This is a genomic window from Micromonospora sp. Mcm103, from assembly GCF_024519755.1.
Lineage (GTDB): Bacteria > Actinomycetota > Actinomycetes > Mycobacteriales > Micromonosporaceae > Micromonospora > Micromonospora aurantiaca.
Window position 1 is genome coordinate 197383 of the sequence record NZ_JALJRJ010000007.1, and the last position, 26863, is coordinate 224245.

24 protein-coding genes are annotated in these 26863 nt (G+C 72.6%); 10 read left to right on the top strand and 14 right to left on the bottom strand.

The window, feature by feature from the left end:
* Positions 1-5 precede the first annotated feature (5 nt).
* On the top strand, positions 6-680 hold the full coding sequence (locus OC439_RS11840) for an HAD family hydrolase (protein ID WP_262013434.1): 675 nt from the start codon (positions 6-8) through the stop codon (positions 678-680).
* A gap of 76 nt (positions 681-756) precedes the next feature.
* Positions 757-1860, top strand: coding sequence for a calcium:proton antiporter (locus OC439_RS11845; protein WP_262013435.1), 1104 nt, complete (start codon positions 757-759; stop codon positions 1858-1860).
* A 37-nt stretch (positions 1861-1897) separates the two neighbouring features.
* On the opposite strand, the gene OC439_RS11850 is transcribed toward OC439_RS11845, so the two are convergent.
* Positions 1898-2371, bottom strand: a complete 474-nt coding sequence (locus OC439_RS11850) for a hypothetical protein (RefSeq protein ID WP_262013436.1) — start codon at positions 2369-2371, stop codon at positions 1898-1900.
* 110 nt (positions 2372-2481) lie between these two features.
* On the opposite strand from OC439_RS11850, the gene OC439_RS11855 reads away from it, so the two are divergent.
* Entirely contained in the window at positions 2482-3768 is a 1287-nt protein-coding gene (locus OC439_RS11855) for an MFS transporter (protein ID WP_262013437.1), read from the top strand.
* A 94-nt stretch (positions 3769-3862) separates the two neighbouring features.
* Here OC439_RS11855 and OC439_RS11860 read toward each other — a convergent pair whose 3' ends face one another.
* From OC439_RS11860 to OC439_RS11880, 5 genes are all read right to left on the bottom strand, one after another.
* The gene (locus OC439_RS11860) at positions 3863-5605 is read right to left on the bottom strand and encodes a bifunctional metallophosphatase/5'-nucleotidase (RefSeq protein ID WP_262013438.1); all 1743 of its coding nucleotides are present in this window, start codon (positions 5603-5605) and stop codon (positions 3863-3865) included.
* 466 nt (positions 5606-6071) lie between these two features.
* Positions 6072-7337: a hypothetical protein gene (locus OC439_RS11865; protein WP_262013439.1), complete on the bottom strand. Its 1266-nt coding sequence runs from the start codon at positions 7335-7337 to the stop codon at positions 6072-6074.
* 1 nt (position 7338) lies between these two features.
* Entirely contained in the window at positions 7339-7851 is a 513-nt protein-coding gene (locus OC439_RS11870; protein ID WP_262013440.1) for a SigE family RNA polymerase sigma factor, read from the bottom strand.
* Positions 7852-7932: 81 nt separating this feature from the next.
* The gene (locus OC439_RS11875) at positions 7933-8547 is read right to left on the bottom strand and encodes a histone deacetylase (RefSeq protein WP_262013441.1); all 615 of its coding nucleotides are present in this window, start codon (positions 8545-8547) and stop codon (positions 7933-7935) included.
* A gap of 12 nt (positions 8548-8559) precedes the next feature.
* Positions 8560-9339, bottom strand: coding sequence for a phosphodiesterase (locus OC439_RS11880; protein WP_262013442.1), 780 nt, complete (start codon positions 9337-9339; stop codon positions 8560-8562).
* Between the two features lie 178 nt (positions 9340-9517).
* Here OC439_RS11880 and OC439_RS11885 point away from each other — a divergent pair, with 178 nt between their 5' ends.
* Both OC439_RS11885 and OC439_RS11890 read left to right on the top strand, forming a co-directional pair.
* Positions 9518-10975 (top strand): sensor domain-containing diguanylate cyclase, encoded by a 1458-nt coding sequence (locus OC439_RS11885; protein WP_262013443.1) that lies wholly within the window; start codon positions 9518-9520, stop codon positions 10973-10975.
* An 80-nt stretch (positions 10976-11055) separates the two neighbouring features.
* Positions 11056-12240, top strand: a complete 1185-nt coding sequence (locus OC439_RS11890; protein WP_262013444.1) for a peptidase M23 — start codon at positions 11056-11058, stop codon at positions 12238-12240.
* Positions 12241-12273: 33 nt separating this feature from the next.
* Here the strand turns inward: OC439_RS11890 and OC439_RS11895 are convergent, their stop codons facing one another.
* Positions 12274-13335, bottom strand: a complete 1062-nt coding sequence (locus OC439_RS11895) for an aspartate-semialdehyde dehydrogenase (protein ID WP_262013445.1) — start codon at positions 13333-13335, stop codon at positions 12274-12276.
* Positions 13336-13341: 6 nt separating this feature from the next.
* Complete coding sequence (locus OC439_RS11900; protein WP_135242401.1) at positions 13342-14607, bottom strand: aspartate kinase; 1266 nt, start codon at positions 14605-14607, stop codon at positions 13342-13344.
* 238 nt (positions 14608-14845) lie between these two features.
* Here OC439_RS11900 and OC439_RS11905 point away from each other — a divergent pair, with 238 nt between their 5' ends.
* Positions 14846-15607 (top strand): hypothetical protein, encoded by a 762-nt coding sequence (locus OC439_RS11905; protein WP_262013446.1) that lies wholly within the window; start codon positions 14846-14848, stop codon positions 15605-15607.
* A 10-nt stretch (positions 15608-15617) separates the two neighbouring features.
* On the opposite strand, the gene OC439_RS11910 is transcribed toward OC439_RS11905, so the two are convergent.
* Positions 15618-16604, bottom strand: coding sequence for a helix-turn-helix domain-containing protein (locus OC439_RS11910; protein ID WP_262013447.1), 987 nt, complete (start codon positions 16602-16604; stop codon positions 15618-15620).
* A gap of 72 nt (positions 16605-16676) precedes the next feature.
* Here OC439_RS11910 and OC439_RS11915 point away from each other — a divergent pair, with 72 nt between their 5' ends.
* Both OC439_RS11915 and leuA read left to right on the top strand, forming a co-directional pair.
* Positions 16677-17951, top strand: a complete 1275-nt coding sequence (locus OC439_RS11915; RefSeq protein WP_262013448.1) for an MFS transporter — start codon at positions 16677-16679, stop codon at positions 17949-17951.
* 238 nt (positions 17952-18189) lie between these two features.
* Complete coding sequence (leuA, locus tag OC439_RS11920) at positions 18190-19935, top strand: 2-isopropylmalate synthase (RefSeq protein WP_262013449.1); 1746 nt, start codon at positions 18190-18192, stop codon at positions 19933-19935.
* Between the two features lie 24 nt (positions 19936-19959).
* Here the strand turns inward: leuA and OC439_RS11925 are convergent, their stop codons facing one another.
* The gene (locus tag OC439_RS11925) at positions 19960-21399 is read right to left on the bottom strand and encodes an MFS transporter (RefSeq protein ID WP_262013450.1); all 1440 of its coding nucleotides are present in this window, start codon (positions 21397-21399) and stop codon (positions 19960-19962) included.
* A 108-nt stretch (positions 21400-21507) separates the two neighbouring features.
* Here OC439_RS11925 and OC439_RS11930 point away from each other — a divergent pair, with 108 nt between their 5' ends.
* Entirely contained in the window at positions 21508-22167 is a 660-nt protein-coding gene (locus OC439_RS11930; RefSeq protein ID WP_262013451.1) for an HNH endonuclease family protein, read from the top strand.
* Positions 22149-22595, top strand: coding sequence for a hypothetical protein (locus OC439_RS11935; RefSeq protein ID WP_262013452.1), 447 nt, complete (start codon positions 22149-22151; stop codon positions 22593-22595). The genes OC439_RS11930 and OC439_RS11935 overlap by 19 nt, the downstream gene beginning before the upstream one ends.
* Positions 22596-22648: 53 nt before the next feature.
* Here the strand turns inward: OC439_RS11935 and OC439_RS11940 are convergent, their stop codons facing one another.
* From OC439_RS11940 to OC439_RS11955, 4 genes are read right to left on the bottom strand one after another with little or no spacing between them, the layout of a single operon-like run.
* The gene (locus tag OC439_RS11940) at positions 22649-23752 is read right to left on the bottom strand and encodes an ABC transporter ATP-binding protein (RefSeq protein WP_030273815.1); all 1104 of its coding nucleotides are present in this window, start codon (positions 23750-23752) and stop codon (positions 22649-22651) included.
* Positions 23749-24864, bottom strand: a complete 1116-nt coding sequence (locus OC439_RS11945; protein WP_262013453.1) for an ABC transporter ATP-binding protein — start codon at positions 24862-24864, stop codon at positions 23749-23751. Before OC439_RS11945 ends, OC439_RS11940 begins: the two co-directional genes overlap by 4 nt.
* Positions 24865-24875: 11 nt before the next feature.
* A complete protein-coding gene (locus tag OC439_RS11950) occupies positions 24876-25844 on the bottom strand; it encodes an ABC transporter permease (protein WP_252448187.1) in 969 nt (322 codons plus the stop codon).
* Positions 25841-26845 carry an ABC transporter permease gene (locus OC439_RS11955; RefSeq protein WP_194803309.1) on the bottom strand — a complete coding sequence of 335 codons (1005 nt, stop codon included), beginning with the start codon at positions 26843-26845 and terminating at the stop codon, positions 25841-25843. Before OC439_RS11955 ends, OC439_RS11950 begins: the two co-directional genes overlap by 4 nt.
* Positions 26846-26863 lie beyond the last annotated feature (18 nt).

A 26863-nucleotide genomic window follows, 5' to 3' on the forward strand; every position in this document is an offset into this window, starting at 1 on the left:
CCGCCATGCCACGGCCGGTCGTCTTCGACCTCTTCCACACCCTGGTCCACGGCGCCGACGACGAGCGGGACCGCGTGGTCGGCGAGATGGCGCTCGTCGTCGGGGTGGATCCGGCGGCGCTCGTCGCCGCGTACCACGCGACCTGGCGGGACCGCCTCGTCCGCTGGAACGCGGCGGAGACCGTCCGCATCCTCGCCGAGCGCCTCGGTGGTTCGCCTACGGATGAGCAGGTGGCCCGCGCCGCCGCGCGCCGGCTGGCCCTCGCCCACCGGGTGCTGGGCCGCGTCTCGCCTGCCACGCTGGACGTGCTCGACGCGCTGCGCGAGCGCGGGCACCGGCTGGCCCTGATCAGCAACGCCACGTCGGAGACGGCCGAGGCGTGGCCGGGCGGACCGCTCGCCCGGCGTTTCGACGTCACGGTGTTCTCCTGCGAGGCCGGGCTGGCCAAGCCGGATCCGGCGATCTACCGCGCCGCCGCGCAGCGGCTGGGCGTCGCGCCGGCCGACTGCGTGTACGTGGGAGACGGCGCTGACGGCGAACTGGCCGGTGCGGCGGCGGTCGGCATGACGGTGCTCCGGACCACCGAACACCAGGACACCGATCCCGGCTGGATCGGACCGGTGATCGCGAACCTCCGTGACCTGTCCGCCCACCTGGAGCAGCCGGCCTCCACCGGATAGATCGACAGAGCTGCCCGAAGCCACCCCGCCACACGTTGTTGCCCCTGCTGCCTGGCAAAGTATGCGCATGCCGCCGATGATCCGATCCCGCCTGACCGATTGGACCACCGTCGCGCCCCTGGTCGCCGTGCTCGTGCTCGTGATGACCTGGGGACGGGAGCTGCCCGGCCCGCTCATCTTCGTGGTGGCGGGCCTGCTCGCGGCGGCCGTACTGGCGGCTGTCCACCACGCCGAGGTGGTCGCGCACAAGGTCGGTGAGCCGTACGGGTCACTCGTGCTCGCGGTGGCGGTCACCGTGATCGAAGTCGGTCTGATCGTCACGCTGATGATCAGCGGCGGCGACAAGACGCAGGCGCTCGCGCGGGACACCGTCTTCGCCGCCGTCATGATCACCTGCAACGGCATCCTCGGCCTGTCGCTGCTGCTCGGCGCGCTGCGGCGAAAGGTGGCGGTGTTCAATCCGGAGGGCACCGGCGGGGCGCTCGCCACGGTGGCCACGCTCGCCACGCTCAGCATGGTGGTGCCGACGTTCACCACGAGCCGGCCGGGCCCGGAGTTCTCCCCCGCGCAGCTCGCCTTCGCGGCAGTCGCCTCGCTCGCGCTCTACCTGCTGTTCGTCATGGTGCAGACCGGCCGGCACCGCGACTACTTCCTCCCGGTCACGCAGGAGGGCAGCATCCTCGCCGAGGACAAGACCGGCGACGGGCACGCCGAGCCGCCGTCCACCCGTACCGCGCTGGCCAGCCTGGCGCTGCTGGTGGTGGCGCTCGTCGCGGTGGTCGGCGACGCGAAGACGATCTCCCCGGCGATCGAGACGGCGGTCAGCGCGGCGAACCTGCCGCAGGCGTTCGTCGGCGTGGTCATCGCGCTGCTAGTGCTGCTGCCGGAGACGCTCGCCGCGGCCCGGGCGGCCCGGCGGGACCGGGTGCAGATCAGCCTCAACCTCGCGCTCGGCTCGGCAATGGCCAGCATCGGCCTGACCATCCCGGCCATCGCGATCGCCTCGATCTGGCTGGACGGGCCGCTGATGCTGGGCCTGGGCGGCACCCAGATGACGTTGCTGGCGCTGACCGCGGTGACGGCGGTGCTCACCGTCGTGCCGGGCCGGGCGACTGTGCTCCAGGGCGGCGTGCACCTGGTGCTGCTCGCCGCGTTCGTCTTCCTGGCCGCCAGCCCGTAAGCGGGCCCACTGCCGAGCCGCGCGCCGGCAAGAACCGTCAGTCGTGCATCTCCGTCCGCGCCACCTCGGCGAACGCGGCGGTCAGGTACTCGGCGAACGGCCGCCCGGTGACCGCCAGCAGGTCGGCCACCAGCAGCGGCGCATGCCGGGCGATCGCCGCCGGGTCGGGCGGGTTCTCGTCGTCACCCGGGTCGTAGACGCCGAGCGCGCCGGCCAGCAGCACCAGCAGCACGTGCGGGTCGACGTCGGGCCACCAGGTCGCCGCCGACCGGACGCACTGTTCCAGCACCTGGCGTACGTCGTCGCCGTCCAGCCCGTCCGGGTGCCCCTCTTCCAGCAGCAGCCGGACCACGCCGCCGAGCACCAGCCCGGACCGGTCGGCGGCGGCCAGCCGCTCGACGGCCGGGGCGTACGCCTCGGCGTCGCGGGCCTGCGCGGCGCCCACCGCGCCGGTGGCCGTCTCGGCGATCTCGCGGGCCGGTGCGGGCAGGTGCCGCCAGGTCGTCGTCACCGGGTCAGCATGGCAGAGCACGTGTGCTCGCTCACCTTCCGGCCCGGCGACCGCGTGTGTAAGGGGTAAACGGGTCGCGGTCGTCGTACCCGCCGAACAGAATCCCTGCCATGCTGCGCCGCGCCCTGCCCGCCCGTCCCGAAGCCCGCCGGATCCTGCTCGGCACGTTGTTCTCCGCTGTCGGGCGCGGCCTCACCCTGCCGTTCCTGTTCATCTACCTCACCGACGTACGCGGCCTGACCGACACCCGGGCCGGGCTGGTGATCGGCTGGTTCGGCGCTGTCACGCTGGCTCTCTCGCCGCTGGCCGGCACGTTCATCGACCGGTTCGGCGCGCGCCGGGTGGTGCTGCCCTGCCTGGTGATCGAGGCGATCGGCACCGGCTCGCTGGCGCTCGTCGACTCGACCGCCTCGGCGTTCGGCGTGATGACGCTGATCGCCGTCGGCAGTTCGGCGATCTGGGCCGGGCAGAACACGATCCTCGCGTCGCTGACCGACGACGGCGAGCGGCAGCGCGTCTTCGGGCTCAACTTCGCGCTGCTCAACCTGGGTATCGGCACCGGCGGCCTGATCTCCGGCGCGGTGGTCGACGTGGCCCGTCCGATCACCTTCGAGGTGATCTACCTGCTGGACGCGGTGAGCTACCTGACCCCCGCGCTGATCCTGCTCACGCTGCCGCACGTCGGACGCCGCCCGGCCGTGGCCGCCGGCGCGAAGTCCGCCGACGGGAGGCCCGGCGGCTACCTCACGGTGCTGCGGGACCGGCCGTTCCGCCGCCTGGTCGTCTTCGGCCTGGTGCTCACCACCTGCGGGTACGCGCAGATCGAGGTGGGTTTCGCGGCGTACTCGGTCCGGGTGGTCGAGGTGACGCCCCGGGTGGTGGCGTGGGCGCTGGCCGCGAACACGGTGATGATCGTGCTCTCGCAGTTGCTGGTGATCCGGCGGCTGGAGGGGCGCAGCCGTACCCGTGCACTCGCCACCGTCGGTGCGGTCTTCGCCGGCGCGTGGCTGGTGCTCGGCGCGGCGGGCGTGGTGGGCAGCGGCAACGCGGTGCTCGCGGCGCTCGGCGTGGTGGCCTGCTCGGCCATCTTCGGGTTCGGCGAGACGATGCTGTCGCCGGTCATGCCCGCGATCACCAACGCGCTCGCCACCGACGAGCTGCGCGGCCGGTACAACGCGATGAGCTCGATGATCTTCGGGATCAGCGGCGTGGTCGGCCCGGTCACCGCCGGCCCGCTGATCGGCGCGGCGAACGGCCGGGTCTGGGTGGCGGTGGTGGTGGGCGGCTGCCTGGCCGCCTCGGTGCTCGCGCTGTCGCTGCGTCCGCTGCTCACCGCCGCACAGGACGGCCGCGTGACGGCCGCCGCGACGCCGGAGCCCGCGCGGGCGACGGCCTGACATCGAAGCCGGCGGCCTGGGACGAGGCGGGCAGCCCGACACGAACGGGCCCCGAAGCGAACGCTTCGGGGCCCGTCGGCGGTGCGGTCGGCCGTCAGCCGGCCGCGACCTCGGTGGTCGTGCGGATCCGGTCCAGCGCCGGCGGGGAGACCGGCGACTTCTCGGTCAGGTACGCGGTGAAGGCGTCCAGGTCGATCTGGCCGGTCACCGCGTTGGTGCCGCCGGTCAGGACGCTGAAGCCGTCGCCGCCACCGGCGAGGAAGTTGTTCACGGTGACCCGGTAGGTGGCGGTGTCGGTCACCGGGGTGCCGTTGATGGTGAGGCTGCCCCGGACCACGCGGGTGCCGGCGCACGGCGTGCCGGCCGGCGCGGTGGTGCCGTTGACGTCCACGACGTAGTTGACGGTCGAGGACGCGTAGAGCACACGCGCGACTGTGAACTGCTGCTCCAGCATGCAGTAGAGCTGCGCGCCGGTCAGGTCCAGCGTCACCAGGTTGTTGGCGAACGGCTGCACGGTGAACGCCTCGGCGTAGGTGACCGGGCCGGCGTCGAGGTCGGCGCGGACGCCACCGGGGTTCATGAACGCGGCGACCGCGTTCTGCTCGGTGTCGGTGGCGGCGAGCTGCGCGTCGGCGATCACGTTGCCGAGCGGCGACTCACCGGTCTGGTACGTCGGCTTGCCGTTGACGTCGACCCCGGTCTGGTACAGGTTCTCCTGGGTCTTGGTGATCGCGGCGGTGGTCTCGCCGACCACCCGGTCGGCCACCGGGCCGAGCGCGGTCTTGTACCGGTTGATCAGCTCGGTCGAGGCCGGGTCCTTCTCGACGTCCCGGGTGACCACCACGTTGTTCGCGGACGCGGTGACCACGTCGCGGGTACGCGGGTCGATCTTCAGGTCGATCTGGGTGACCAGGCGGCCGAACGAGCTGGCGCTGGTGACCAGCTTGCCGTTGATGTTGCAGTTGTACGCGGCGTGGGTGTGCCCGCTGACGATCACGTCGATGGACGGGTCCATCCGGTTGGCGATGTCGACGATCGGGCCGCTGAAGCCGGTGCAGTCGTTGATGCCGCCGCCGTTCTGCACGCCGCCCTCGTGCAGCAGCACGACGATGCTCTTGACCCCGAGCAGGCGCAGGATCTTGGCGTACTTGTTGGCGGTGTCGGCCTCGTCGGTGAACCGCAGGCCGGCGACGCCCTGCTGGCTGACGATGTTCGGGGTGCCCTCCAGGGTCATCCCGATGAAACCGATCGGGACACCCTTGACGATCTTGATGCCGAACGGCTGCATCAGCGGCAGGCCGGTGGAGGTCTTGAAGGCGTTCGCCGAGAGGTACGAGAACTTGGCGCCACCGAACGGGGTGCCGTCGGCGCAGCCGTCCACCGGGTGGCAGCCGCCGCGCTGCATGCGCAGCAGCTCGGCCGCGCCCTCGTCGAACTCGTGGTTGCCGACGCTCGCGAACTCCAGCCCGGCGAGGTTCATCTCCTCGATGGTGGGCTCGTCGTGGAACGCGGCGGACAGCAGCGGCGAGGCGCCGATCAGGTCACCGGCGGCGACGGTGACGGTGCCCTTGCCCTGCGCCTTGGCCTCGGCGCGCATCGACTTCAGGTGGCTGGCCAGGTATTCCGCGCCACCGGCCGGCTGGCCGTCGATGCTGCCGCTGGAACCGGTCGGCGGCTCCAGATTGCCGTGGAAGTCGTTGATCGCGAGCAACTGGACGTCGACCGGCTTCGGGCGGGCCTCGGCCTGGTCGGGGGTGACGGCGACAGCGGTGAACGCGGTCGCGGCGAGTGCGGCCAGGCCGACGGCGGCCCGGCGTCGCATCCCGGTGACGGACATGGAACTCCTCGTGAGATGCCGGTATGTGGCGTCCGGGCGATGGTGCGCCCGGCGACCCTGGTCCGTGCCGTGACAGGTGTCGATCGCGGAGGGCGGTACTCGGGGGAACGCCGCCCCGCCGGGGTAGCTTCTCATCCACCGGCCGCCAGGTCGAACGGGGTGGCATCAGGAATCGTCGCTGTCTCGGGCGGCCCGTACCGGTCTGCCGGACGAGTCGGACATGACGGTCAGGTGAAATTCCGCGCGGGCGCACGCGTCGATGCCCGCCGCCGTCGAAGGCGCCGGCTCCCAGGGACAGGGAGCCGGCGCCGACGCTCATGTCACGCGGAATTCGTTGCGCTGGCAACCGTCCTTGCCGGAATCACCTCCTGCCGGTCACCCATCGCGGACCGAACGGTCGTTCATGTACGACGGCTCGGCATATCGAGCGAACTGTCCGAACTCGACTCACTGCCGGGCGTGCCGGTCACCGGCACTGCCAGACGACCGGCCACTGCCGCCCGTTCTCGTCGACCGCCCCGCCGTAGATGCGTCCCGCGTCGTCGAAGAGGATTCCCCTCGTCAGGCCCTCGCCCGTCAGGCTCCTCGGTATCCGCCGCGCCGTCCCGTCCGGTTCGACCAGGAACCAGTCCTGCCGAGGCATCCAGACGAGCAGGCGCCCGTTCCGGTCGGTGGAGACGTTGTCGAGCCGGTGGGTGTCCAGACCGGCGAACACCGTGAGCCGGCCCGTCCGGACGTTCCACTGCGCCGGTGACGACTTCTCGGTACCGACGCCCCTGACGGTTCCGGCCAGCCAGTCGCCCTGCAACGCAGCGTCCCGGCGGAGATGCCAGCCGGGCGCGGCGGGCTGCACCAGAGTGCCGCCGTCCGGCCGGGAGATCCGGACGGCCGCCGTCTCCCCGGCGGGAATCACGCTCTCGGTGACCGTGCCGTCGGGCGCCCAGCCGAGGAAGGCACCGAAGGGGTCCGTGACGACCCGGGGAGGAGTCTGCGCCGCGGCGTCCCACCGGACCAGTACCGCCTTCTCGCCGTTGCCGCCGGCGACTCCCAGGATCTCCCCGGCGGCGTCGACCGAGACCGGACGGACGTCCCGGTAGCCCTCGGGCAGGGGAAGGTTGCGCACCTGCCCGTCCCGATAGACCCAGGGCACGTCGGGCCGGCTCACGCCGTCCCACCGGTTGCCGACTGCCACACCCGCGGAGTTGATCGCGGTCACGGTGGCCTGGAACGCACGTGACAGCTCCACGAGACTCGCCTTCCCCCGGTCCCAGATCACCAGGTAGGTGCGGAAACCCGTCTTCCGCCAGTCCTCCGCCGAAGAGGTCCCCGCGAGGAACCGGCCGCTCGGGTCCACCGCGCCCAGGCTCGGGAAGTACGCTTCGTCCGGCGTGTCGTACTGCTCGGAGGTGCATTCGGCCGGACTCGCGCTCATCCGTACCCGCACCTGGTCCACGGTGGGCACGGCGCGGGTCTCGGTCGGGCCCGGGGACGGCCGGCCGACGATGTCGTCCATGCCCCGGTCGCGGCCGTCGCCGCCCAGCGCCACCGCGGACCCGAGCCCGATCGCGAGCACCGTGGCCGCCGCGAGGCCGACGGTGAGCCGGCGACGCCGCCGCTCGGCCCGGCGTACGGCGATCAGCACCGCACCCGGGTCGATCCGGCTCGGCGGAACCTCGACCCGGGTCAACTCCCGGCGGACGATCGCACCCGCCCGGTCCTCGTCCCAGGTCATGTCATCCTCCCGCTCGGTTGTCGGTGCAGGTCTCCAGGTCGAGCCGGCGGCGCAGCTTCGCGAGGCCGCGAGAGGTGTGGCTCTTGACGTTGCCGGTCGAGCAGTTGAGCAGGCTCGCCACCTCCGCGACGGGAAGGTCGCAGAGAAAACGGAGGGTCAGCACGGCCCGCTGGGCCGGTGGCAGGCCGGCCAGCAGATCCTGGACGCCGTCGCGTTCCTCGACGTCCGGCGGCGCGGCGGCCGGTCGTTCCGGCGCCTGCGGCAGCAGCCGGATCCGGAACCACCCGCGCCGGCGTTCGTCCAGATAGGTGTGGATGAGGATCCGCCTGACGTACGCGTCGGTGTCGTCCGCCGCGGCCGCCCGCCGCCAGTACCGGTAGAGCTTGGTCAGCGTCGTCTGCACGATGTCGTCCGCCAGGTGCGCGTCACCGCAGATCAGGTACGCGGTGCGGTGCAGCGCGGGAAGCCGTGCCCGCACGTACGCCACGTACTCGGTCTCGTCCTCGGCCCGCATGCCGCTCCTTCCCGGGACCCTACGGCTGATGGACGCGAGGGACGCCGAGGGCGGTTGCATCAGGACAAATCGCCACGGCCTTCAGTCGGCGGCGACCAGCCTGCGCAACGCCGGCCGGGTCCACCGCCCGGCGACCCCCGGCCGGCCCGCCAGGTAGCCGACGGTCTGCGCGGCGTCCCAGCCGTGCGCCTCGCGCAGCCCGCGCGCCAGCATCCCGAGGTAGACCGGGGCGGGCCGGGTCCACCGCACCTCCACCGCCCGGTGCGGCGCGGTGAACGTGAGCATCGGCAGGCCCTCGTGGACGCCGACGCGCAGCAGCGTCTCGTACCGGCCCGGCCCGAGCGTCGCCCGCCCGGTCTCGACCGCCGCGAGGATCCCGGCCAGGTCGGCGCCGGGCGGCCGGTACATCTCCTGCGCGGCGATGTCCGCGAACTGCTCGACGGTCACCAGGTAGCCGCGCGCCGCCGCCCGGCCGGGCAGCAGCGGATCGTAGAACGCCATGCCGCCGGTCCAGGCCCGCGACTCACCGGCGAAGTAGACGCCGCCGGGGATCAGCACCGGAACCGTCCGGCGCGGTGGCCGGCGGTCCCGGCAGCCGGGGTACGTGCGCAGCCCGCCCGGTGGGCATCCGCCACGCAGGTACCAGTCGAGCCGCGCGGCGTGCAGGTTCGAGCCGTACGCGACGTACCAGAGCATCGGCGGCGCGGCTCAGAACCAGCAGGTGCGCCCGGCGGCGTGGCTGACCTGGACGGTGTGCGTCACGCAGCCGCCGTCGGCGATCAGGTGCAGCAGGAAGGCGGTCGGCTCGGCGACGAACCCCGGCTCCTCCTCCTCGGTCATGCTCAGGCTCACCTGGATCCAGGTGCTCGGCGCGGTGGTCAGCACCGTACCGGCGAACGCGCTCGTCACCTGACGGTGCAGGTGACCCGCGGCGACGCGTACGACATGGGGGTGACGGCCGACCACGGCGGCGAGCGCGTCGGCGTCGGCGAGGCCCATCGCGTCCATGCCCGGCACGCCCACGGTGACCGGCGGATGGTGCAGGCACACGACGGCGGGCGCGTCGGTACGCCCGGCGAGCACCCCGTCCAGCCAGGCGAGCTGCTCGTCGCCGAGCCGCCCGCCGGGGCTGCCCGGGGTGAGCGAGTCGAGCACCACGAGCGTCGCGTCCGGCAGGTCGACGTGGTAGTGCGCCGAGAAGCCACCGGCCAGGTAGGGGGTGCCGCCGAACGTGTCGAGCAGCGACTCGCGGTCGTCGTGGTTGCCGGTCACCAGGTGCACAGGCAGCGGGAACGCGCCGACGATCTCGCGCAGGGCGAGGTATTCGTCCGGCCGGCCGTTGGCGGTGAGGTCACCGGTGATCACCACGCAGTCGGGCCGGGGCCGCAGCGCGAGCACCGTGCCGAGCGCCCGGTGCAGCCCGGACGCCGGGTCGGCCGCGAGCGGGCCGGTGGTCACGTGCGGGTCGCTGAGCTGGGCGATGAGCATCGGCCGCCTCCTCGGGTGCCCGGGCCCTCACGCTATCGCCGCACACCCTCCCCGCGCAGGCCCGCTTCTGCCCACAGGCTGCGTCCACAGCCTGTGGATAGCACATGTGTACGAAGGTCGGCGGCGGTTGCGCTGAGTACCCTTGATCGCGACCCGACCCCCTCCGAGCAGGAACGACGTGGACCACGAGCGAGTCCTCCGCGACGTCACGGTGCGCCTCCCCACGGCGTCGACCGTCCCGGAGGCGTGCCAGTGGACCGTCGCCGCGCTCGCCCGGCACACCCCAGCGACCGCCACCGTCCTGCTGCGCGTCCACGACCGTCTGCGCTGCGTCGCCGCGACCGGCGCCTGGCAGGTCTTCTCGCACGTGCCGGCCACCGCCGACGGCACTCCGCCGGGCCGCCACCGGCCCGAACCCTCGGTGGTACGGCGGGTCTACGCCTCCGGGATCACCGCCGCCGTGCCCGACGTCGGCGCCGACCCCGACTACCTCGAGGTCCGCCCGGACGTCACCGCCGAACTCTGCGTGCCGGTACGCGACCCGGACGGCCGCCCGATCGGCGTGCTCGACCTCCAGTGGAGCGAGCCGGTCGTGCTCGCCGCATGGCGGGAGACAGCAGAGCTGGTGGCCGACCGCCTCGGCGGGCGGATCGCCGCGCTCGGCGGGCCGCCGGCCGAGAGCCGCAGCGAGAAGCTGTTGCGGCACGCCGCCGCGTTCACCGCCGCGCCGACGGACTGGGACCTGATGACCGCCGCGCTCGCCGCGGCCCGGGACGTGTCAGCGCTCTCCGCCGCCGTACTGGTGCTCACCGGCCGACGCGGCCCGCGCCTCGGCGCGCCCACCGGCACCCCGGGGGCGCTGGAGGCGCGCATCCGAGCCGAGCTGGAAGAGGCCGGACCGGTAGCGCTGGACCGCATGATCGACCGGGCCCACCGGTACGGCTCGGCGTACACGCTGGGCGAGGCGGGCCACCCGCCCACCGAGGAGTACCTGCCGCTGACCCGGGCCGGCGCGCGCACGCTGGTGGCGGTGCCGGTCGGCACACCCGCCTCCGGTGGCGTGCTGCTCGTGGCCGACGAACAGCGCCTGCGCCCCGACCCGACCACCGTCAACCTGATCGAGCTGCTCGCCGGGCAGGCGTGGACCTGCCTGGACCGGCTGCGTACGCTCGCCCGGCTGCGCGAGCAGGCCAGCTCGGACCCGCTCACCGGGCTGCGTCACACCGGCCCGTTCGGGCAGCGGATCGCCACCGCCACGCCGGGGCGTACCGCGCTGCTGGCGATCGACGTGGACGGGTTCAAGGACGTCAACGACACGTACGGCCACCAGGCCGGCGACCGGCTGCTGGTGGGTCTGGCACGGGCCCTCGAAGGCGCGTTGCGCCAGGGCGACGAGCTGTACCGGACCGGCGGCGACGAGTTCGTGGCGGTGATCGAGGTGAGCCGCCCGGAGGAGGCGGTCCGGATCGCCGAACGGCTCACCGAGGCGGCCCGCCGTACCGGCCGGACGATCAGCGTCGGCGTCGCCCTGCCGAGGCCCGGTGAGTCCCCCGAGCGCACCCTGCACCGTGCCGACCAGGCCCTCTACGCGGTGAAGCGCCACGGCCGGGACGGCGTACACCTCTCCGCCGCCTGACAAACATAGACACATGTAAATTATTCAGATATCGTCCGTCGGACACGCGTCAGCCTCTCGACACCCCCCTGGGAGAGGACATGATCAAAACGCGACGCCGGCTCGGCACCGCCACCGCGATCCTGCTCGTCGCCGCAGTGATCGGCACCGTGCCGAACAGCGCCCAGGCCGCACCGGCCGACGACGTCACCACCGCCGTACGGCACAAACTTCTCGAAGAAGCCGCGGTCGCGACGGACCAGGAGATCCGCGCCGCCGGCGTGGAGGACACCCGGGTGACAGTCACCCGCCGCGACGGCCGGGCCTGGGCCTTCGGCACCGCCGTGCTCGTCGCCCCGCGGAAGGAAGGGCTGTACCCGTCCGGCTGGATCTTCATCGCCCGCCAGCAGCGCGGCGACTGGCAGGTCGCCCTGGAGGGCGAGGCCACCTTCGCCGACCTGGCCGCTGCGGCGCCCGCGTCCGTCCTCGCCCGCGGCGAGCGGGACGCCTTCACCACCCTCGGCACGTTGTCCGCCAACGGGGACTACCGCACCGGTATGCGCCTGCCGTTCGCCCTCGGCCAGTCGTGGACCCTCAGGGGTGGCCCGCACGGCTGGTCCGGCTCCCCGCGACCGTTCAGCTCGATCGACCTGTTCGGCGGTGACCAGCGGGTGCTGGCCGTGCGGGCCGGCACCGCGTACACGATGTGCAAGGGCTGGGTCCGGGTGGTCCACGACCGGGGCTACACCACCGACTACTACCACCTCTGGAACAACATCGACGTCGACGGGGCGTCGGTCAGCGCGGGCACCTACCTCGGCGACACCGGCACCGACATCACCTGCGGCGGCTCCGCCAGCAGCCGGCACGTGCACCTGGGATTCCGGCAGAACGGCGCGTACGTGGCGATCGCCACCCACAACCTGGGCAAGTGGGTGCCGAGAGAGGGCAGCACGGCCTACGAGGGCTACGCGCTGCACGGCTCGAAGCGCGTCAACGTCGGCGGATCGCTGTACAACTACGGGGCGCTCGGCTTCACCGAGGGCATCGTCGACAGCTACGGCGGCACGTCGGTCAGCCGGCGGTCCGGGCCGGGCACCGGGTACGGGGTCGTCGGCTCGATCGCGGACGGCGCCACGGCGGCCGTCGCCTGCTCGTCGAGCGGCACCTCAGTGACCGGCCGCTGGGGCACCAGCACGCTGTGGAACAAGCTGACCGACGGCACCTGGATCCCGGACTCGTACCTGTACACCGGATCGGCCAACCCGGTGAACGGTTCGTGCTGACGCACCGCCCCGGTCGCCGCGAGCGGACACCGCTCAGCTGCGGGTCAGTTCCTTGGCCAGGAGTTCGGCGATCTGGGCGGTGTTGAGGGCGGCGCCCTTGCGGAGGTTGTCGCCGGTCACGAAGAGGTCCAGGGCGCGGGGGTCGTCGACCGCTCGGCGGATGCGGCCCACCCACGAGGGGTCGGTGCCGACCGCGTCGATCGGCATCGGGAACTCCCCGGCCGCCGGGTCGTCGACCAGGATCACGCCCGGCGCGTTGCGCAGCACCTCGCGGGCGCCCTCGGCGTCCACCTCGGTGGCGAAGACCGCGTGCACGGCGACCGAATGACCGGTCACCACCGGCACCCGTACGCAGGTCGCGGACACCTTGAGGTCGGGCAGCCCGAGGATCTTGCGCGACTCGTTGCGCAGCTTCATCTCCTCGGAGGACCAGCCGCCGTCTGCCAGCGAACCCGCCCACGGGACGACGTTGAGCGCCAGCGGCGCCGGGAACGGACCCAGCTCGTCGCCGACCGCCTGTCGCACGTCACCGGCCCGGGACCCGAGTACCCGATCGCCGGCGATCTTGCCGAGCTGGAGGTGCAGCGCGTCCACACCGGCCTGCCCCGCCCCGGACACCGCCTGGTACGACGCGAGCACCAGCTCGCGCAGGCCGTACTCGCGGTGCAGCGGCGCGACCGCCACGATCATCGCCATCGTGGTGCAGTTGGCGTTGGCGATGATCCCCTTGGGCCGGTTGCGTACCTGCTCGGGGTTGATCTCGGTGACCACGAGCGGGACGTCGCGGTCCATCCGGAACGCGCCGGAGTTGTCCACCACCACCGCGCCGCGTGCGACGGCGACCGGGGCCCACTCCGCCGAGACGTCGTCCGGCACGTCGAACATCGCCACGTCGACGCCGTCGAGCGCGTCGGCGGTGAGCGCCTGGACGGTCAGCTCCTCGCCCCGGCACTGCACGCGCCGACCGGCCGACCGCTCGGAGGCGAGCAACCGGATCTCGCCCCACACGTTGCGCCGGGACGAGAGGATCTGGCACATCACCGTACCGACGGCACCTGTCGCCCCGACCACGGCGAGGGTGGGCAGCGACGCCACGGCGCGTTACCGCCCGGTGCCGGCGTAGACGACGGCTTCGGTGTCACCACCCAGCTCGAAGGCGTCGTGGATGGCGCGGACCGCCTTGTCCAGGTCGGTGTCGCGGCAGACCACGGAGACCCGGATCTCCGAGGTGGAGATCATCTCGATGTTGACGCCGGCCGCGCCGAGGGCGGCGAAGAAGCCGGCGGCCACGCCCGGGTGCGAGCGCATGCCGGCACCGATCAGGGACACCTTGCCGACGTGGTCGTCGTACAGCAGGCCCTTGAACTTGACCGACTCCTGGATCTTGCTGAGCGCGGTCATCGCGGTCGGGCCGTCGGCCTTGGGCAGCGTGAACGAGATGTCCGTGCGGCCGGTGCCCTCGGTGGACACGTTCTGCACGATCATGTCGATGTTGATCTCCGCGCCGGCCACGGTGTCGAAGATCGACGCGGCGGCGCCCGGCTCGTCGGGCACGCCGACGATCGTGATCTTCGCTTCGCTGCGGTCGTGGGCGACCCCGGTGATCAGTGCCTGTTCCACAGGAAGGTCCTCCATCGATCCGGTGACCATCGTGCCGGTGTTGGTCGAGTATGACGAACGGACGTGGATCGGCAAGCCCGCGCGCCGCGCGTACTCGACGCTGCGCAGGTGCAGCACCTTCGCGCCGCAGGCGGCCAGCTCCAGCATCTCCTCGTAGGTGATCTGCTTGATGTGCCGGGCGTTCGGCACGATGCGCGGGTCGGCGCTGAAGATGCCGTCCACGTCGGTGTAGATCTCGCAGACGTCCGCCTCCAGCGCGGCGGCGAGCGCCACGGCGGTGGTGTCCGAGCCGCCCCGCCCGAGCGTGGTCACGTCCTTGGTGTCCTGCGAGACACCCTGGAAACCGGCGACGATGACCACCGCGCCCTCGTCCAGCGCGCCCTTGAGCCGCCCCGGGGTGACGTCGATGATCCGGGCCCGGCCGTGCACCGAGGTGGTGATCACGCCGGCCTGGGAACCGGTGAACGAGCGGGCTTCGTACCCCAGGTTGTGGATGGCCATGGCGAGCAGCGCCATGGAGATCCGCTCCCCGGCGGTGAGCAGCATGTCCAGCTCGCGGCCCGGCGGCAGCGGGCTGACCTGGTTGGCCAGGTCGAGCAGCTCGTCGGTGGTGTCGCCCATGGCGGACACCACGACTACCACGTCGTCGCCGGCCTTGCGGGCGGCCACGATGCGCTCGGCCACCCGCTTGATCCGCTCGGCGTTGGCGACGGAGGACCCGCCGTACTTCTGCACCACGAGTGCCACGACGGTGCACTCCCTCCCAGCGACGACCCTGAGCGTGCCGACGCCGCCGGTGCTCTCGGTCCGGCGGCGCGTGTCAGACCGCCTCAGCCTATCGGGCGGCCCGTGACGCCGGGTCGGGTGATCCCACCATCCGGCCCCGGCGTGGGGCGGCTCACCAGCCCCGAAGGACGCGACACGCCAAGCGGTACAGCCGTACGGTGGGCTGACCTGGACCCTCCCCACGACGCAGAATGAGCCGGTGCACGCTCATCGACGTGCGGCCCGCCTGACCGGCGTGCTCGCGCTCACCCTGCCGGTACTGCTGGCCGCCTGCGACGGCGGCAACCCCGAGGCGGCGCCCACCGGCACCGCCGACCCGGTCCCGGTGCAGGTCGACGCCGCCCGCGAGGAACTGGCCGGGCTGGCCGCCGCGGCGCAGGACCGCCACCTCACCGCCACGTACGCGTTCGCGCCCGCCGAGGGCACGCCCCGCACGGTGGCCTTCACCAGCGCCAACGACGGCAGCTGGCGGGTCGACGTGCCCGGCTGGGGGCACGCCGGGACGGTGGACGTCTCGCTCGCCGGCACCTCCGACGGGCTGTTCCAGTGCGCGCTCCCCTCGGCCGGCTGGCCGCAGGCGGCGACCTGCGTCCGCCTCGGCGACGCCGACGACGCGGTGCCGCGCCGGCTCGACCCCCGCGTGCAGCACCCGTTCACCGACTGGCTGGAGGTGCTGACCGACAGGCGTGCGCCGCTCGCCGTCTCCCCGGCCGATCCGCTGCCGGGAGCCGACGGCCCCTGCTACACGGTCGACAGCACCTCGGCGTCGCTGAACGCGCCGCTCGACGTGGGCATCTACTGCTTCCGGGAGGACGGCACACCGGCGGCGGTACGGGCCGGGTTCGGCACGCTGACGCTGACCGGCGAGCCCGGCGCCGCGCCGGGCACCGTCGAGCTGGCCGGCGCGGTGACCGACGGCGAGCCGGTCAGCCGGGACGCCCCGAGCCCGGGCACGCCCTGACGCGTCCCGCTCAGCCGCCCCGCGCCGCGCGCAGCAACGCGGCACCGACCTCGGTGTTGCGGTAGAGCACGTGCCGCCCGGCCCGGGACCGGGTGACCAGACCGGCGGCGTGCAGCGCGGAGAGGTGCTGGGACACGTTCCCGGCGGACAGCCCGGTGAGCCGGGCGAGGTCCGTGGTGGTCGTCGCCGCGTCGAGCAGGTGCAGCAACGCGGCCCGGCCGGCACCCACCACCCGGGCGAGCGCGTCGCCGACCGGTTCGGTTCCGCGTTCCCACAGCGTCCCGACCGCCCGCACCGGGTACGCCGCGGCGGGCAACGAGTCCTCCAGCAGGTTCCACAGCACCCGCTGGCGGCTGAACACGCTCGGGTTCAACGCCAGCCCTCGCCCCCGCAGGTCGAAGTCCCGCTCGAACGGGTCGTCGCTGACCACCCGGTCGCCGAGCCACCGCAGGTCGGGGTGGAGCCGCTCGAACAGCTTCCCCGTCCCGCCCTCGGCGAGCTGGGCCGCCCGATACGCGACGTCGGCGTCGAGCACCGCCCGCATCCGCGGCCAGTCCGGGGCGATCGCCTCGTCGTACCAGACGCGCATCGCCTCGACGAGCCGCGGCAACAGCTCGGTCGGGTCGGCGAGCAACGCCCGCCCGAACGGGCGCAGCGGCCCGCTCGGCGTGGTCGCCAGCAGGTCCCGGACCACCACGTCGGGCGGCGTCGCGGCGATCTGGTCGAGCTGGCCGTTCATCTCCACCCCCGGGCGGGCCGCCGGGGTGAGGAAGTCGGGCAGCCAGCGGCGCGGCAGGGTGAGATGCACCAGCGGAGCGACGCGCTCGGCCACCTCCGGGCGGCGCAGCGTCGCCCGGGCCCGGTCGATCCACGGCAGGTGCACCGGATAGCGGGCCGGAGCGGCAAGCGCCCACATGCTCATGACCGTCTCGTTGGCCGGCGACACACCGAACCGCACGCCCGCGACGTCGGCCAGCGTGAACCGCAACTCGGACATGCGCACCCCCCCGATTCGGCTCAGCCTAAAAGGCTCGCCCCTCGCGTGGGGGGCACGATCTGCTCACCGGTCATGGGGGCCAGAGAGAGCATCCGCACCGCCGTCCGTGACGTCGTACCACCGGCCGGGCTGACCCGCGCCCTGGCCGTGCAGGCGATGGTCTACGCCGTCGGCACCGGCCTGTTCCAGGCGGGCAGCGCCGTCTTCTTCACCCGGGCGCTCGGACTGAGTCCGGCCCAGGTGGGTCTCGGCCTCTCCCTCGCCGCGGGGGCGTCCCTGCTCGGCACCGTGCCGCTGGGCGGGCTCACCGACCGGTACGGGCCGCAGCGGGTGTGGATCGTCTGCCTGCTGCTGGACGCGGCGCTGTTCGCCGCGTACCCGTTCGTCGGCGGATTCGCCGGGTTCCTCGCGGTGGTGATCGCGCTGGCCGTGACGGGCGCGGCGACCGGCGTCGCCCGCCAGGTCTACTCGATAAACGTGCTGCGCCCGGAGGAACGGGTCACCGCGATGGCCTACCAGCGCTCCTCGCTGAACGTCGGCTTCGGGCTCGGCGCGCTGATCAGCGGCCTGGTGCTGGCCGTCGACACGATCTGGGCGTACCGCGGGATGGTCTGGTTCATCGCCGTGGTCTTCCTGGTGACCGCCGCCTTCGTGCACCGGCTGCCCCGGCTGCCGGAGGTGACCCGCACGGCCGAACCGATGAGCCGGCTGGCGGTGCTGCGGGACCGGCCGTTCATGACCGTCGCGCTGCTGTCCGGGCTGCTCACCGCGCACCAGACGCTCTACCTGACGGTGATGCCGCTGTGGATCCTCACCCGTACCGACGCACCGAAGACGATCATCGCCGCGCTGGTGCTGCTCAACACCGTGCTGATCGTGCTGTTCCAGGTGCGGGCCAGCCGGGGCGCGGACGACGCGCCGGGCGCGGCCCGGGCGTCCCGCCGGGGCGCGGTGCTGATCGCCGGGTTCTGCCTGGTCCTGCCGATCTCCGGCGCGACCCGGGGACCGCTCACCGTGGCGGTGCTGGTCGGCGCCGCGACGCTGCTCATCCTGGCCGAGCTGATCGAGTCGGCGGGCGCCTGGGGACTGACCGCCACGCTGCCGCCCGCCGCCCAGCGCGGCGCGTACGTCGGCGCGTTCGGGCTCGGCTCCCAGGTGCAGTTCCTGATCGCTCCGGCCGGGCTGACCGCGCTCGGCGTGAGCACCGGCGGCTGGGGCTGGTACCCGGCCGCGGCGCTGTTCGTCCTGGTCGGGCTGGCGATCGTGCCGGCGGTGGCCCGGGCGGAGCGGACGCCTCGGCTACCGCGCGTGTCCAGGTCCGCCGACTCGGTGACTCTGATCCCATAGTCCGGACCGGCCTTCCCACCGCCCGTCCCACCACGTAGGGTGACCTTGTCATGTGGCGCGCGTACCTTCTCCTTGGCTGCCGCGACGAGGCCTGACCGGCCGGCACCTCGTCGCGGAGTCGCTACGCGCCGTCCAGCACATCCGATCTTCTTCTCGGCACCGCCGCGCACCGTCGCCCGGCAGCCCGCCGACACCTTTCCGATCTGCTGACGCCACATGTTCCAGGGAGCACTCCGAGATGGCTCAACCTGTCACCGCCACCGATCCGTTCGCCAGCCAGCGCCCCAGCCGGATGCCGGTCCACCGCTACGTCCCGTACGACAGGGAGTTCGGCGTCGACCTGCCGGACCGCTCCTGGCCCACCCGCCGCGTCGAGGCCGCGCCCCGCTGGTGCGCAGTCGACCTCCGCGACGGCAACCAGGCCCTGATCGACCCGATGTCACCCGAGCGTAAGCGCCGGATGTTCCAGCTCCTGGTACAAATGGGCTACAAGGAGATCGAGGTCGGCTTCCCGTCGGCGAGCCAGACCGACTACGACTTCGTACGGCAACTGATCGAGCAGGACCTGATCCCGGAGGACGTCACCATCCAGGTGCTGACCCAGTGCCGGGAGCACCTGATCGAGCGGACCTTCGAGTCGCTGCGCGGCGCCCACCGGGCCATCGTGCACTTCTACAACTCCACCTCGACGCTGCAGCGCCGGGTGGTCTTCGGCCTGGACCGCGACGGCATCACCGACATCGCCACCCAGGGCGCGCGGCTGTGCCAGAAGTACGCGGAGATCCACACCCCGGACACCGACATCCACTACGAGTACTCGCCGGAGTCGTACACGGGCACCGAGCTGGAGTACGCGCTGGAGGTCTGCTCGGCGGTCATCGACGTGATCGACCCGACGCCGGACCGGAAGCTGATCATCAACCTGCCGGCCACCGTCGAGATGGCGATGCCGAACGTCTACGCCGACTCGATCGAGTGGATGCACCGGCGCCTGCCCCGGCGGGACAGCCTGGTGCTGAGCCTGCACCCGCACAACGACCGGGGCACCGGCGTGGCCGCCGCCGAGCTGGGCCTGCTGGCCGGCGCCGACCGGATCGAGGGCTGCCTGTTCGGCAACGGTGAGCGCACCGGCAACGTCGACCTGGTGACGCTGGGCCTGAACATGTTCTCCCAGGGCATCGACCCGATGATCGACTTCTCGAACATCGACGAGATCAAGCGCGCCGTCGAGTACTGCAACCAGCTGCCGGTGCACGAGCGCCACCCGTACGCGGGCGACCTGGTCTACACCGCGTTCTCCGGCTCCCACCAGGACGCGATCAACAAGGGCTTCGCCGCGCTGCACGCCGACGCGACGGCGGCCGGGGTGCCGGTCGACGACTTCACCTGGGCCGTGCCCTACCTGCCGATCGACCCGAAGGACCTGGGCCGCACCTACGAGGCGGTCATCCGGGTCAACTCGCAGTCCGGCAAGGGCGGCGTCGCGTACATCATGAAGACCGAGCACCAGCTCGACCTGCCGCGCCGCCTCCAGATCGAGTTCTCCGGCGTGGTGCAGCAGGTCACCGACAACGACGGCGGCGAGGTCGAGCCGGGCGCGATGTGGGAGATCTTCGCCCGCAACTACCTGGTCGACCACCAGGTGGACCCGGCCGTGAAGCTGGCCGAGTACACCATCGGCACCGTCGACGGCAAGGTCGAGATCGACGCCCGCGTCGGCTTCGGCGGCGAGACCCGCGCGCTCACCGCCGTCGGCAACGGTCCGATCGACGCGTACGTCAACGCGTTGCAGTCCCTGGGCGTGGCGGTACGGGTGCTCGACTACCACGAGCACGCGCTGTCCTCCGGTGGGGACGCGCAGGCCGCCGCGTACGTCGAGTGCGAGGTGGACGGCCGTACGGTGTGGGGCGTCGGGGTGGACGCGAACATCGTCACCGCCTCGATCAAGGCGGTCACGAGCGCGGTGAACCGCACCCGCGCCTGATTCCGGCGACGCGGGGGTCCGGCTTCAGGCCGGGCCCCCGCTCTGCTTCGGCGGGCGGTGAATCAGCACTGCGGCGAGCACGGCCCCGGCCAGCAGCAGCCCGGCGCACCACGCCAGCGCCCCCCGGTACGCGTCGGCCAGGGCGCCCTTCTGCTCGTACCCGGTGCCCGACAGCCCGACCAGCAGCGGCAACGCGGCCACCGCGAGCAGGCCACCGGCCCGGGACGCGGCGTTGTTGAAGCCGCTCGCCACCCCGGCGAACCGGTCCGACACGGCGCCGAGCACCGACGTGGTCAGCGGCGCCACCACGAGCGTGAGCCCGGCGCCGAACAGCGCCACGCCCGGCAGCACGTCCACCCAGTACGACGCGCCCGGCCCGACCCGGCGCAACAGCAGCAGGCCCACGGCGGCGATCACCGGGCCGACGGTGAGTGGCAGCCGGGGGCCGATGCGGGCCGACAGCGCACCCGCGCGCGGCGAGCCGACCAGCAGCAGCACCGTCATCGGCACGGTGGCCAGGCCGGTGAGCAGCGCCGACCAGCCGACGACGTTCTGCAGGTAGACGGCGAGGAAGAAGGTGAACCCGCCGAGCGCCGCGTACACCACCACTGTGAAGACGTTCAGCACGGAGAACAGCCGGCTGGAGAACAGCCCGGTGGGCAGCATCGCGGTGTCACCGCGCCGCCGCTCGACCAGCACGAAGACCACCACGGCGACCACCCCGAGCACCGCCGCGGCGAGCACCGCCGGGGAGTCCAGGCCGCGCGCCGGGGCGTCGATCAGCGCGTACGTGACGCCGCCGAGCGCGAGCGCGCCGAGCAGCGCGCCCGTCACGTCGAAACGCCGCCCGCCTCCGGTACGCGAGACCTCCTCGTCCCGGCTCTCCGGCACCCAGCGCAGCGCGGCGAGCACCACGCCGACGGCCAGCGGCAGGTTGACGAAGAAGATCCACCGCCAGGAGAGCGTGTCGATGAGCCAGCCGCCGAGCAGCGGGCCGAGCGCTGTGGACACCCCGGACAGTCCGGACCAGGTGCCGATGGCCCGGCCCCTGTCGTCGGGGTGGAAGCTGGCCTGGAGCACGGACAGCGACCCGGGGGTGAGCAGCGCCCCGCCGGCACCCTGGAGGAACCGGGCGGCGACGAGCCATCCGGTGTCCTGGGCCAGCCCGCAGAGCACCGACGCCACGGCGAACCAGACCACGCCGAGCAGGAAGACGCGCCGCCGCCCGAACCGGTCGCCGAGCGCACCCCCGAGCAGGACGAACGCGGCGAGCATGAGCAGGTAGCCGTTCACGGTCCACTGCAGACCGGCGACTGTGGCGTCTAGTTCGGCGCCGAGGCGCGGCAGCGCGACGTTGACGACAGTGCTGTCGAGGAACACCATGCCGGAGGCGAGGATCGCGGCGAGCAGGGTGCCGCGTCCGGCGGTGGAGCCGGTACGCAGCGCGGGAGCGGGTGCGGTCACGTCTCACCACTCTGCCCGCCGCCCATCCTCGACGCCACGAATCACGGAAACCGCCGCCGGGTACTGTGCGGACTCGCCCGGAGCACGCAAGCTGGAGAGGTGTCGTCTGTGCGTACGAGATCAGGAGCCCGAGCCGGGCTGGCGGCCGCGCTGAGCGCGGTGCTCGCCCTCGGCGTGGCCGGCTGCGACGTGTCGGTCACCGAGCCGGAGGCGCCGCCGAGCGCCGCCGGGAACGTCAACAAGCAGCTCGGTGAGCTCACAGTGGCCACGGCCGGGTCGATGAAGGGCTACAGCCGTTCCCGCTTCCCGCACTGGCGCGGCACCGGCAAGAACTGCGACGTCCGCGACAGCGTGCTGCAACGCGACGGCGAGGGCATCAAGCTGTCCGGCTGCAACGTGGTGGGCGGCCGGTGGGAGAGCGTCTACGACGGTGTGGTGCTGAACGACCCGTCGGACGTGGACATCGACCACACCGTCCCGCTGGCCGCCGCGTGGCGTTCGGGCGCGGCCGAGTGGGACGACTCGAAGCGCGGCGACTTCGCCAACGACCTGACCCGGCCGCAGCTCATCGCGGTTTCGGCGCGGTCCAACCGGGCAAAGGGTGACCAGGATCCGTCCCAGTGGAAGCCGCCGAACCGGTCGTCCTGGTGTCAGTACGCGGCGGACTGGGTGACGGTCAAGCACTACTGGCGGCTGACTGTGACAAGTGCCGAGAAGGCCGCTCTCACCGACATGCTGGAGGGCTGCACATGGGCGAGCAAACCGTGACCGGGCCGGACGCCACACCGGCCCCGGCGGGCACGCCGGAGACAGACGCCGCACCCGCCGGTCCGGCCTCGGCCGGGATGACGGCGGACGGCCGGCAGCCGGCGTCCGCGGACGTGGCCGGGGCGGGCATGACCGCCGACGCGGTGCCGGGTGCTCCGGCCGGGGGCGCGCCGGCCGGACCGGCGGACCGCACCACCGACATCACCGCCGGTCCGGGCGGGGTCATGACCGACGAGGTGGGCGTGGTGACCGGCGAGCTGACGCTGCGCACCGAGCACGCCGACGGCCGGGTGACGTTGCGGGTGCAGTACAAGGACGCCGACGAGTGGTACGCGGTCACCGGCGGTTCCGCGCCGCTGGCCGACCCGGCCGCGCTGGACGCCGTGCACACGATCGCGGTGGGCCTGCTCAACCGCCCCGAGGGCTGACCGACGACGAAGCGCGTCCCCACCCGGGCCGGGTGGGGACGCGCTTCGTCATGTCAGACGTACGAGCCGGGCTCGCTGGGCGCGGAGACCACGCCCGGCTCCTCGCCCTCGCCCTCCGGGCGGGTGATCTTCGCGGTCACCTCGTGCGGGCGCAGCTCGCCGGCGGCGATCTGCTCGGCCCAGTGGCAGGCCACCCGGCTGGCACCGATCTGGCGCAGTTCCGGCCGCTCGTCGGCGCAGCGGGTCGGCTGCGCCCACGGGCATCGGGTGTGGAACCGGCAGCCCGACGGCGGGTTGGCCGGCGACGGCAGGTCACCGGCGAGCAGGATGCGCTCGCGGCGGTCCTCCACGTCCGGGTCCGGCACCGGCACCGCCGACATCAGCGCCCGGGTGTACGGGTGCAGCGGCTCGGTGTAGAGCCGGTCGCTCGGCGCCTCCTCCACCAGCGCGCCCAGGTACATCACGCCGACGATGTCGGAGATGTGCCGCACCACGGCCAGGTCGTGCGCGATGACCAGGTAGGTCAGGCCGAGGCTGTCCTGGAGTTCGTCGAGCAGGTTCACCACCTGCGCCTGGATCGACACGTCCAGCGCGGAGACCGGCTCGTCGGCGACGATCAGCTCCGGGCCGAGCACCAGGGCGCGCGCGATACCGATGCGCTGGCGCTGGCCGCCGGAGAACTCGTGCGGGTAGCGGGACAGCGCCCACTTGGGCAGGCCGACCGCGTCGAGCGTCTCGCCGATGATCCGCCGCCGGTCGTCCCGGTTGGCGCCGATGCCGTGGGTCTGGAGGCCCTCGGTCAGGATCGACTCGACGTTCTGCCGGGGGTCCAGGCTGGACATCGGGTCCTGGAAGATCATCTGCATCCGGCGGCGCATCGCGCGCAGCTTGCCGGCCGGCAGCGTGGTCAGCTCGACGCCGTCGAACTTCACCTCGCCGCTGGTCGGCGGGTTGAGCTGGAGCAGCGCCCGGCCCAGCGTGGACTTGCCGCAGCCCGACTCGCCCACCAGCCCGTACGTCTTGCCGCGCGGAATGCTCAGGTCGACCCCGTCGACCGCCTTGACGTGCCCGACGGTCCGGTCGAAGATCACGCCCCGGCGGATCGGGAAGTGCACCTTCAGGTCGCGGACCTCGACGAGGATGTCGTTGTCGCTCATGGGGTCTCCTCCTCGCGCGGAGCCGGTCCGAAGCCGGGCACGGCGGGCGGGTCGGCCGGCTCGGCCTGGGCCGGCACCGCACCCGGTTCGGTGGTCGTCGGCGCGGTCGCGCGGGCGTCCGCCTCCGGGGTCAGGCCGGGGATCGGCACCGGGTTGACGCAGCGGTAGCTGCGCGCGTCGTGGGTGAGCACCAGCTCCGGCGGTTCGCCCACGCACTCGTCGACGCGGCGCGCACAGCGCGGGGCGAACGCGCAGCCGTCCGGCCAGGGCAGGACGTCGCGCACCGAGCCGGGGATGGGGTTCAGCCGTTCGCCACGGCCGGCGTCCAGGCGCGGCACCGAGGCGAGCAACCCCTCGGTGTACGGGTGCCGGGGCTGGCGGAACAGCGGACGGCGGGTGGCCGTCTCCACCACCCGGCCGGCGTAGAGCACGTTGATGGTGTCGCACATGCCGGCCACCACACCGAGGTCGTGCGTGATCATGACCAGGGCGGTGCCGGAGTCCCGGACCAGGCCCTTGAGAAGTTCCAGGATCTGCGCCTGGATGGTGACGTCGAGCGCGGTGGTCGGCTCGTCGGCGATCAGCAGCCGGGGCTGGCAGGCGACCGCCATGGCGATCAGCGCCCGCTGCCGCATGCCGCCGGAGAGCTGGTGCGGGTACTCCTTGAGGCGCCGCCGCGGGTCCGGGATGCCCACCCGGTCGAGCAGGTCGGCCGCCTCCCTGGTGGCCGCCTCGCCCTTCATGCCCCGGTGCCGGGCGAGCACCTCGGTCACCTGGAGCCCGATCGGGATGACCGGGTTCAGCGAGGAGAGCGGGTCCTGGAAGATCATCGCGACGTCCCGCCCGCGGATGTCGCGGCGCGACCGGTCGTCGAGCTGGAGCAGGTCGGTGCCGTCGAAGACCGCCTTGCCGCCCACGCGCAGGCCCGGCTGCTTGGGCAGCAGGCCCATGATGGCCAGCGACGTGACGCTCTTGCCGCAGCCGGACTCGCCGACCAGGCCGACCACCTCGCCGGCGTCGACCGAGAAGGACACCCCGTCCACCGCGTGCACGGTGCGCTGCCCACGACGGGCGAACGTGACGGAGAGGTCGTCCACTTCGAGCAGTGCCATGGCTGACTGACCTACTTCCGCAGCTTCGGATCGAGAGCCTCGCGCATCGCCTCACCGAGCAGGGTGAACCCGAGCGCGGTGATGATGATGCCGAGCGCCGGATAGATCGCCAGGCCCGGCCGGATGCCCAGGTACGGCTGCGCGTCGGCGAGCATGACGCCCCACTCCGGGATGGCCGAGTCGGGGTTGCCGAGACCGAGGAAGGACAGCGCGGCCGCCTCGATGATCGCGGTCGCCAGCGTCAGCGTGGCCTGCACGATGACCGGGGCGATCGAGTTCGGCACCACGTGGGTAAGGGCGATCTTGGAGCGCTTCACGCCGAGCGACGTCGCGGCCAGCACGTAGTCGCTGTTTGCCTGCGCGATCATCGAGCCGCGCAGCAGCCGGGCGAAGATCGGCACGGACACCACACCGACGGCGATCATCACGGTGGTGAGGCTGGCGCCGAGCAGTGCCGCGATGCTCACCGCGAGCAGCAGGCTCGGCATGGCCAGCAGCATGTCGATGAAGCGCATCAGGGTGGTGTCGATCCAGCGGCCCCAGCGCCCGCCGAGACCGGCCGCGGCACCGGCGACGCCGCCGATCAGCGCGCCGACCGCGAGGCCGATCAGGGTGGAGACGACGCCGACGAGCAGCGTCTGCCGGGCCCCGACGATGAGCCGGCTGAACTCGTCCCGGCCCTGGTGGTCGAAGCCGAGCCAGTGGTCGGCGGAGACGCCCGGGATGATGCCCTGGCCGGACTTGACCAGTCCTTCGCGGATGCCGATGGAGTCCGTCGGGCTGTACGGGACGAGGAACGGCCCGATGACCGCGACCAGGACGAAGACCGCCAGGATGACCACGCCGATGACGGCGGCCGGGTTGCGGCGCAGCCGGCGGAACGCCTCCTTCCAGAGGCTCACCCCCTGCTCGTCGTCGCGGGCGGCCAGTTCGGCGAGCCGGTCGATCTTCTCGCGCTTCTTGCCAGTGGTGATGGTCATCGCACCCTCACCCTCGGGTCGATCACGCTGTAGGAGAGGTCGACCAGGAGATTCACCAGCACGTACACCACCGCAATGATCATGATGAAGCCCATCAGCACCGGGTAGTCGCGCTGACTGATCGACTCGGCGACGAACGCGCCGATGCCGCTGAACGCGAACACGGTCTCGGTGAGCACCGCGCCGGAGAGCAGGAGACCGGTCTGGAGACCGATCGAGGTGGCCACCGGAAGCATGGCGTTGCGCAGCACGTGCCGGCGGCGGACGGTCCGCTCGGTCAGGCCCTTGGCCTCGGCGGTGCGGACGAAGTCCTCGTTCAGCACCTCCAGCACGCTGGCCCGGGTGATCCGGACGATGATCGCGAGCGGGATGCTGGCGAGCGCGATACCAGGCAGCACGAGGTGCCAGAGCGCGTCGGCGGCGGCGTCCCACTCGCGGGTCATGAGCCCGTCGAGGACGAAGAAGTTGGTGACCCGGGTCGCCCCGATGGTCGGGTCCTGCCGGCCGCTGGAGGGGAACCAGCCCAGGTTCTCCGCGAAGATCGCCTTGAGCACGTACGCCAGGAAGAAGACCGGGATGCAGATGCCGATGAGCGATCCGCCGACCGAGGCGTGGTCGAGGAACCGGCCCCGGCGGCGGGCGGCCAGGTAGCCGAGCGGGATGCCGATGCCGACCGCGAGGATCATCGCCATGATCGTCAGCTCGACGGTGCCGGGGAACCGTTCCACGAACTCCGTGGTGACGGCCCGCTTCGTACCGGTCGAGGTGCCCAGGTCGAGCCGGATCATCCGCCGCAGGAAGCGGGCGTACTGGACCAGGATCGGCTCGTCGAGGCCGAGGTTGCGCCGGATGGCGGCGCGCGTCTCGGGCGTGCCCCGTTCACCGAGGATCGCGGTCTCGGGCCCGCCGGGAAGTCGGTGGAGCCAGATGAACAGCAGGACGGAGAGCCCGAACAGCGTGGGTATCAGCTGTAGCAGGCGTCTGATGATGAACCGGAACACGGGCGCCTCGGAGGGTGT

Bases quoted from the DNA above. Each gene is read 5' to 3' on its own strand.
- OC439_RS11910 (WP_262013447.1), bottom strand. From the start codon at position 16,604: ATGTCCGAGTTGCGGTTCACGCTGGCCGACGTCGCGGGCGTGCGGTTC.
- leuA (WP_262013449.1), top strand. From the start codon at position 18,190: ATGGCTCAACCTGTCACCGCCACCGATCCGTTCGCCAGCCAGCGCCCC.
- OC439_RS11880 (WP_262013442.1), bottom strand. From the start codon at position 9,339: ATGCTCATCGCCCAGCTCAGCGACCCGCACGTGACCACCGGCCCGCTC.
- OC439_RS11935 (WP_262013452.1), top strand. From the start codon at position 22,149: ATGGGCGAGCAAACCGTGACCGGGCCGGACGCCACACCGGCCCCGGCG.
- OC439_RS11890 (WP_262013444.1), top strand. From the start codon at position 11,056: ATGATCAAAACGCGACGCCGGCTCGGCACCGCCACCGCGATCCTGCTC.
- OC439_RS11945 (WP_262013453.1), bottom strand. From the start codon at position 24,864: ATGGCACTGCTCGAAGTGGACGACCTCTCCGTCACGTTCGCCCGTCGT.
- OC439_RS11950 (WP_252448187.1), bottom strand. From the start codon at position 25,844: ATGACCATCACCACTGGCAAGAAGCGCGAGAAGATCGACCGGCTCGCC.
- OC439_RS11840 (WP_262013434.1), top strand. From the start codon at position 6: ATGCCACGGCCGGTCGTCTTCGACCTCTTCCACACCCTGGTCCACGGC.
- OC439_RS11865 (WP_262013439.1), bottom strand. From the start codon at position 7,337: ATGACCTGGGACGAGGACCGGGCGGGTGCGATCGTCCGCCGGGAGTTG.
- OC439_RS11915 (WP_262013448.1), top strand. From the start codon at position 16,677: ATGGGGGCCAGAGAGAGCATCCGCACCGCCGTCCGTGACGTCGTACCA.
- OC439_RS11845 (WP_262013435.1), top strand. From the start codon at position 757: ATGATCCGATCCCGCCTGACCGATTGGACCACCGTCGCGCCCCTGGTC.
- OC439_RS11870 (WP_262013440.1), bottom strand. From the start codon at position 7,851: ATGCGGGCCGAGGACGAGACCGAGTACGTGGCGTACGTGCGGGCACGG.
- OC439_RS11940 (WP_030273815.1), bottom strand. From the start codon at position 23,752: ATGAGCGACAACGACATCCTCGTCGAGGTCCGCGACCTGAAGGTGCAC.
- OC439_RS11860 (WP_262013438.1), bottom strand. From the start codon at position 5,605: ATGTCCGTCACCGGGATGCGACGCCGGGCCGCCGTCGGCCTGGCCGCA.
- OC439_RS11855 (WP_262013437.1), top strand. From the start codon at position 2,482: ATGCTGCGCCGCGCCCTGCCCGCCCGTCCCGAAGCCCGCCGGATCCTG.
- OC439_RS11875 (WP_262013441.1), bottom strand. From the start codon at position 8,547: ATGCTCTGGTACGTCGCGTACGGCTCGAACCTGCACGCCGCGCGGCTC.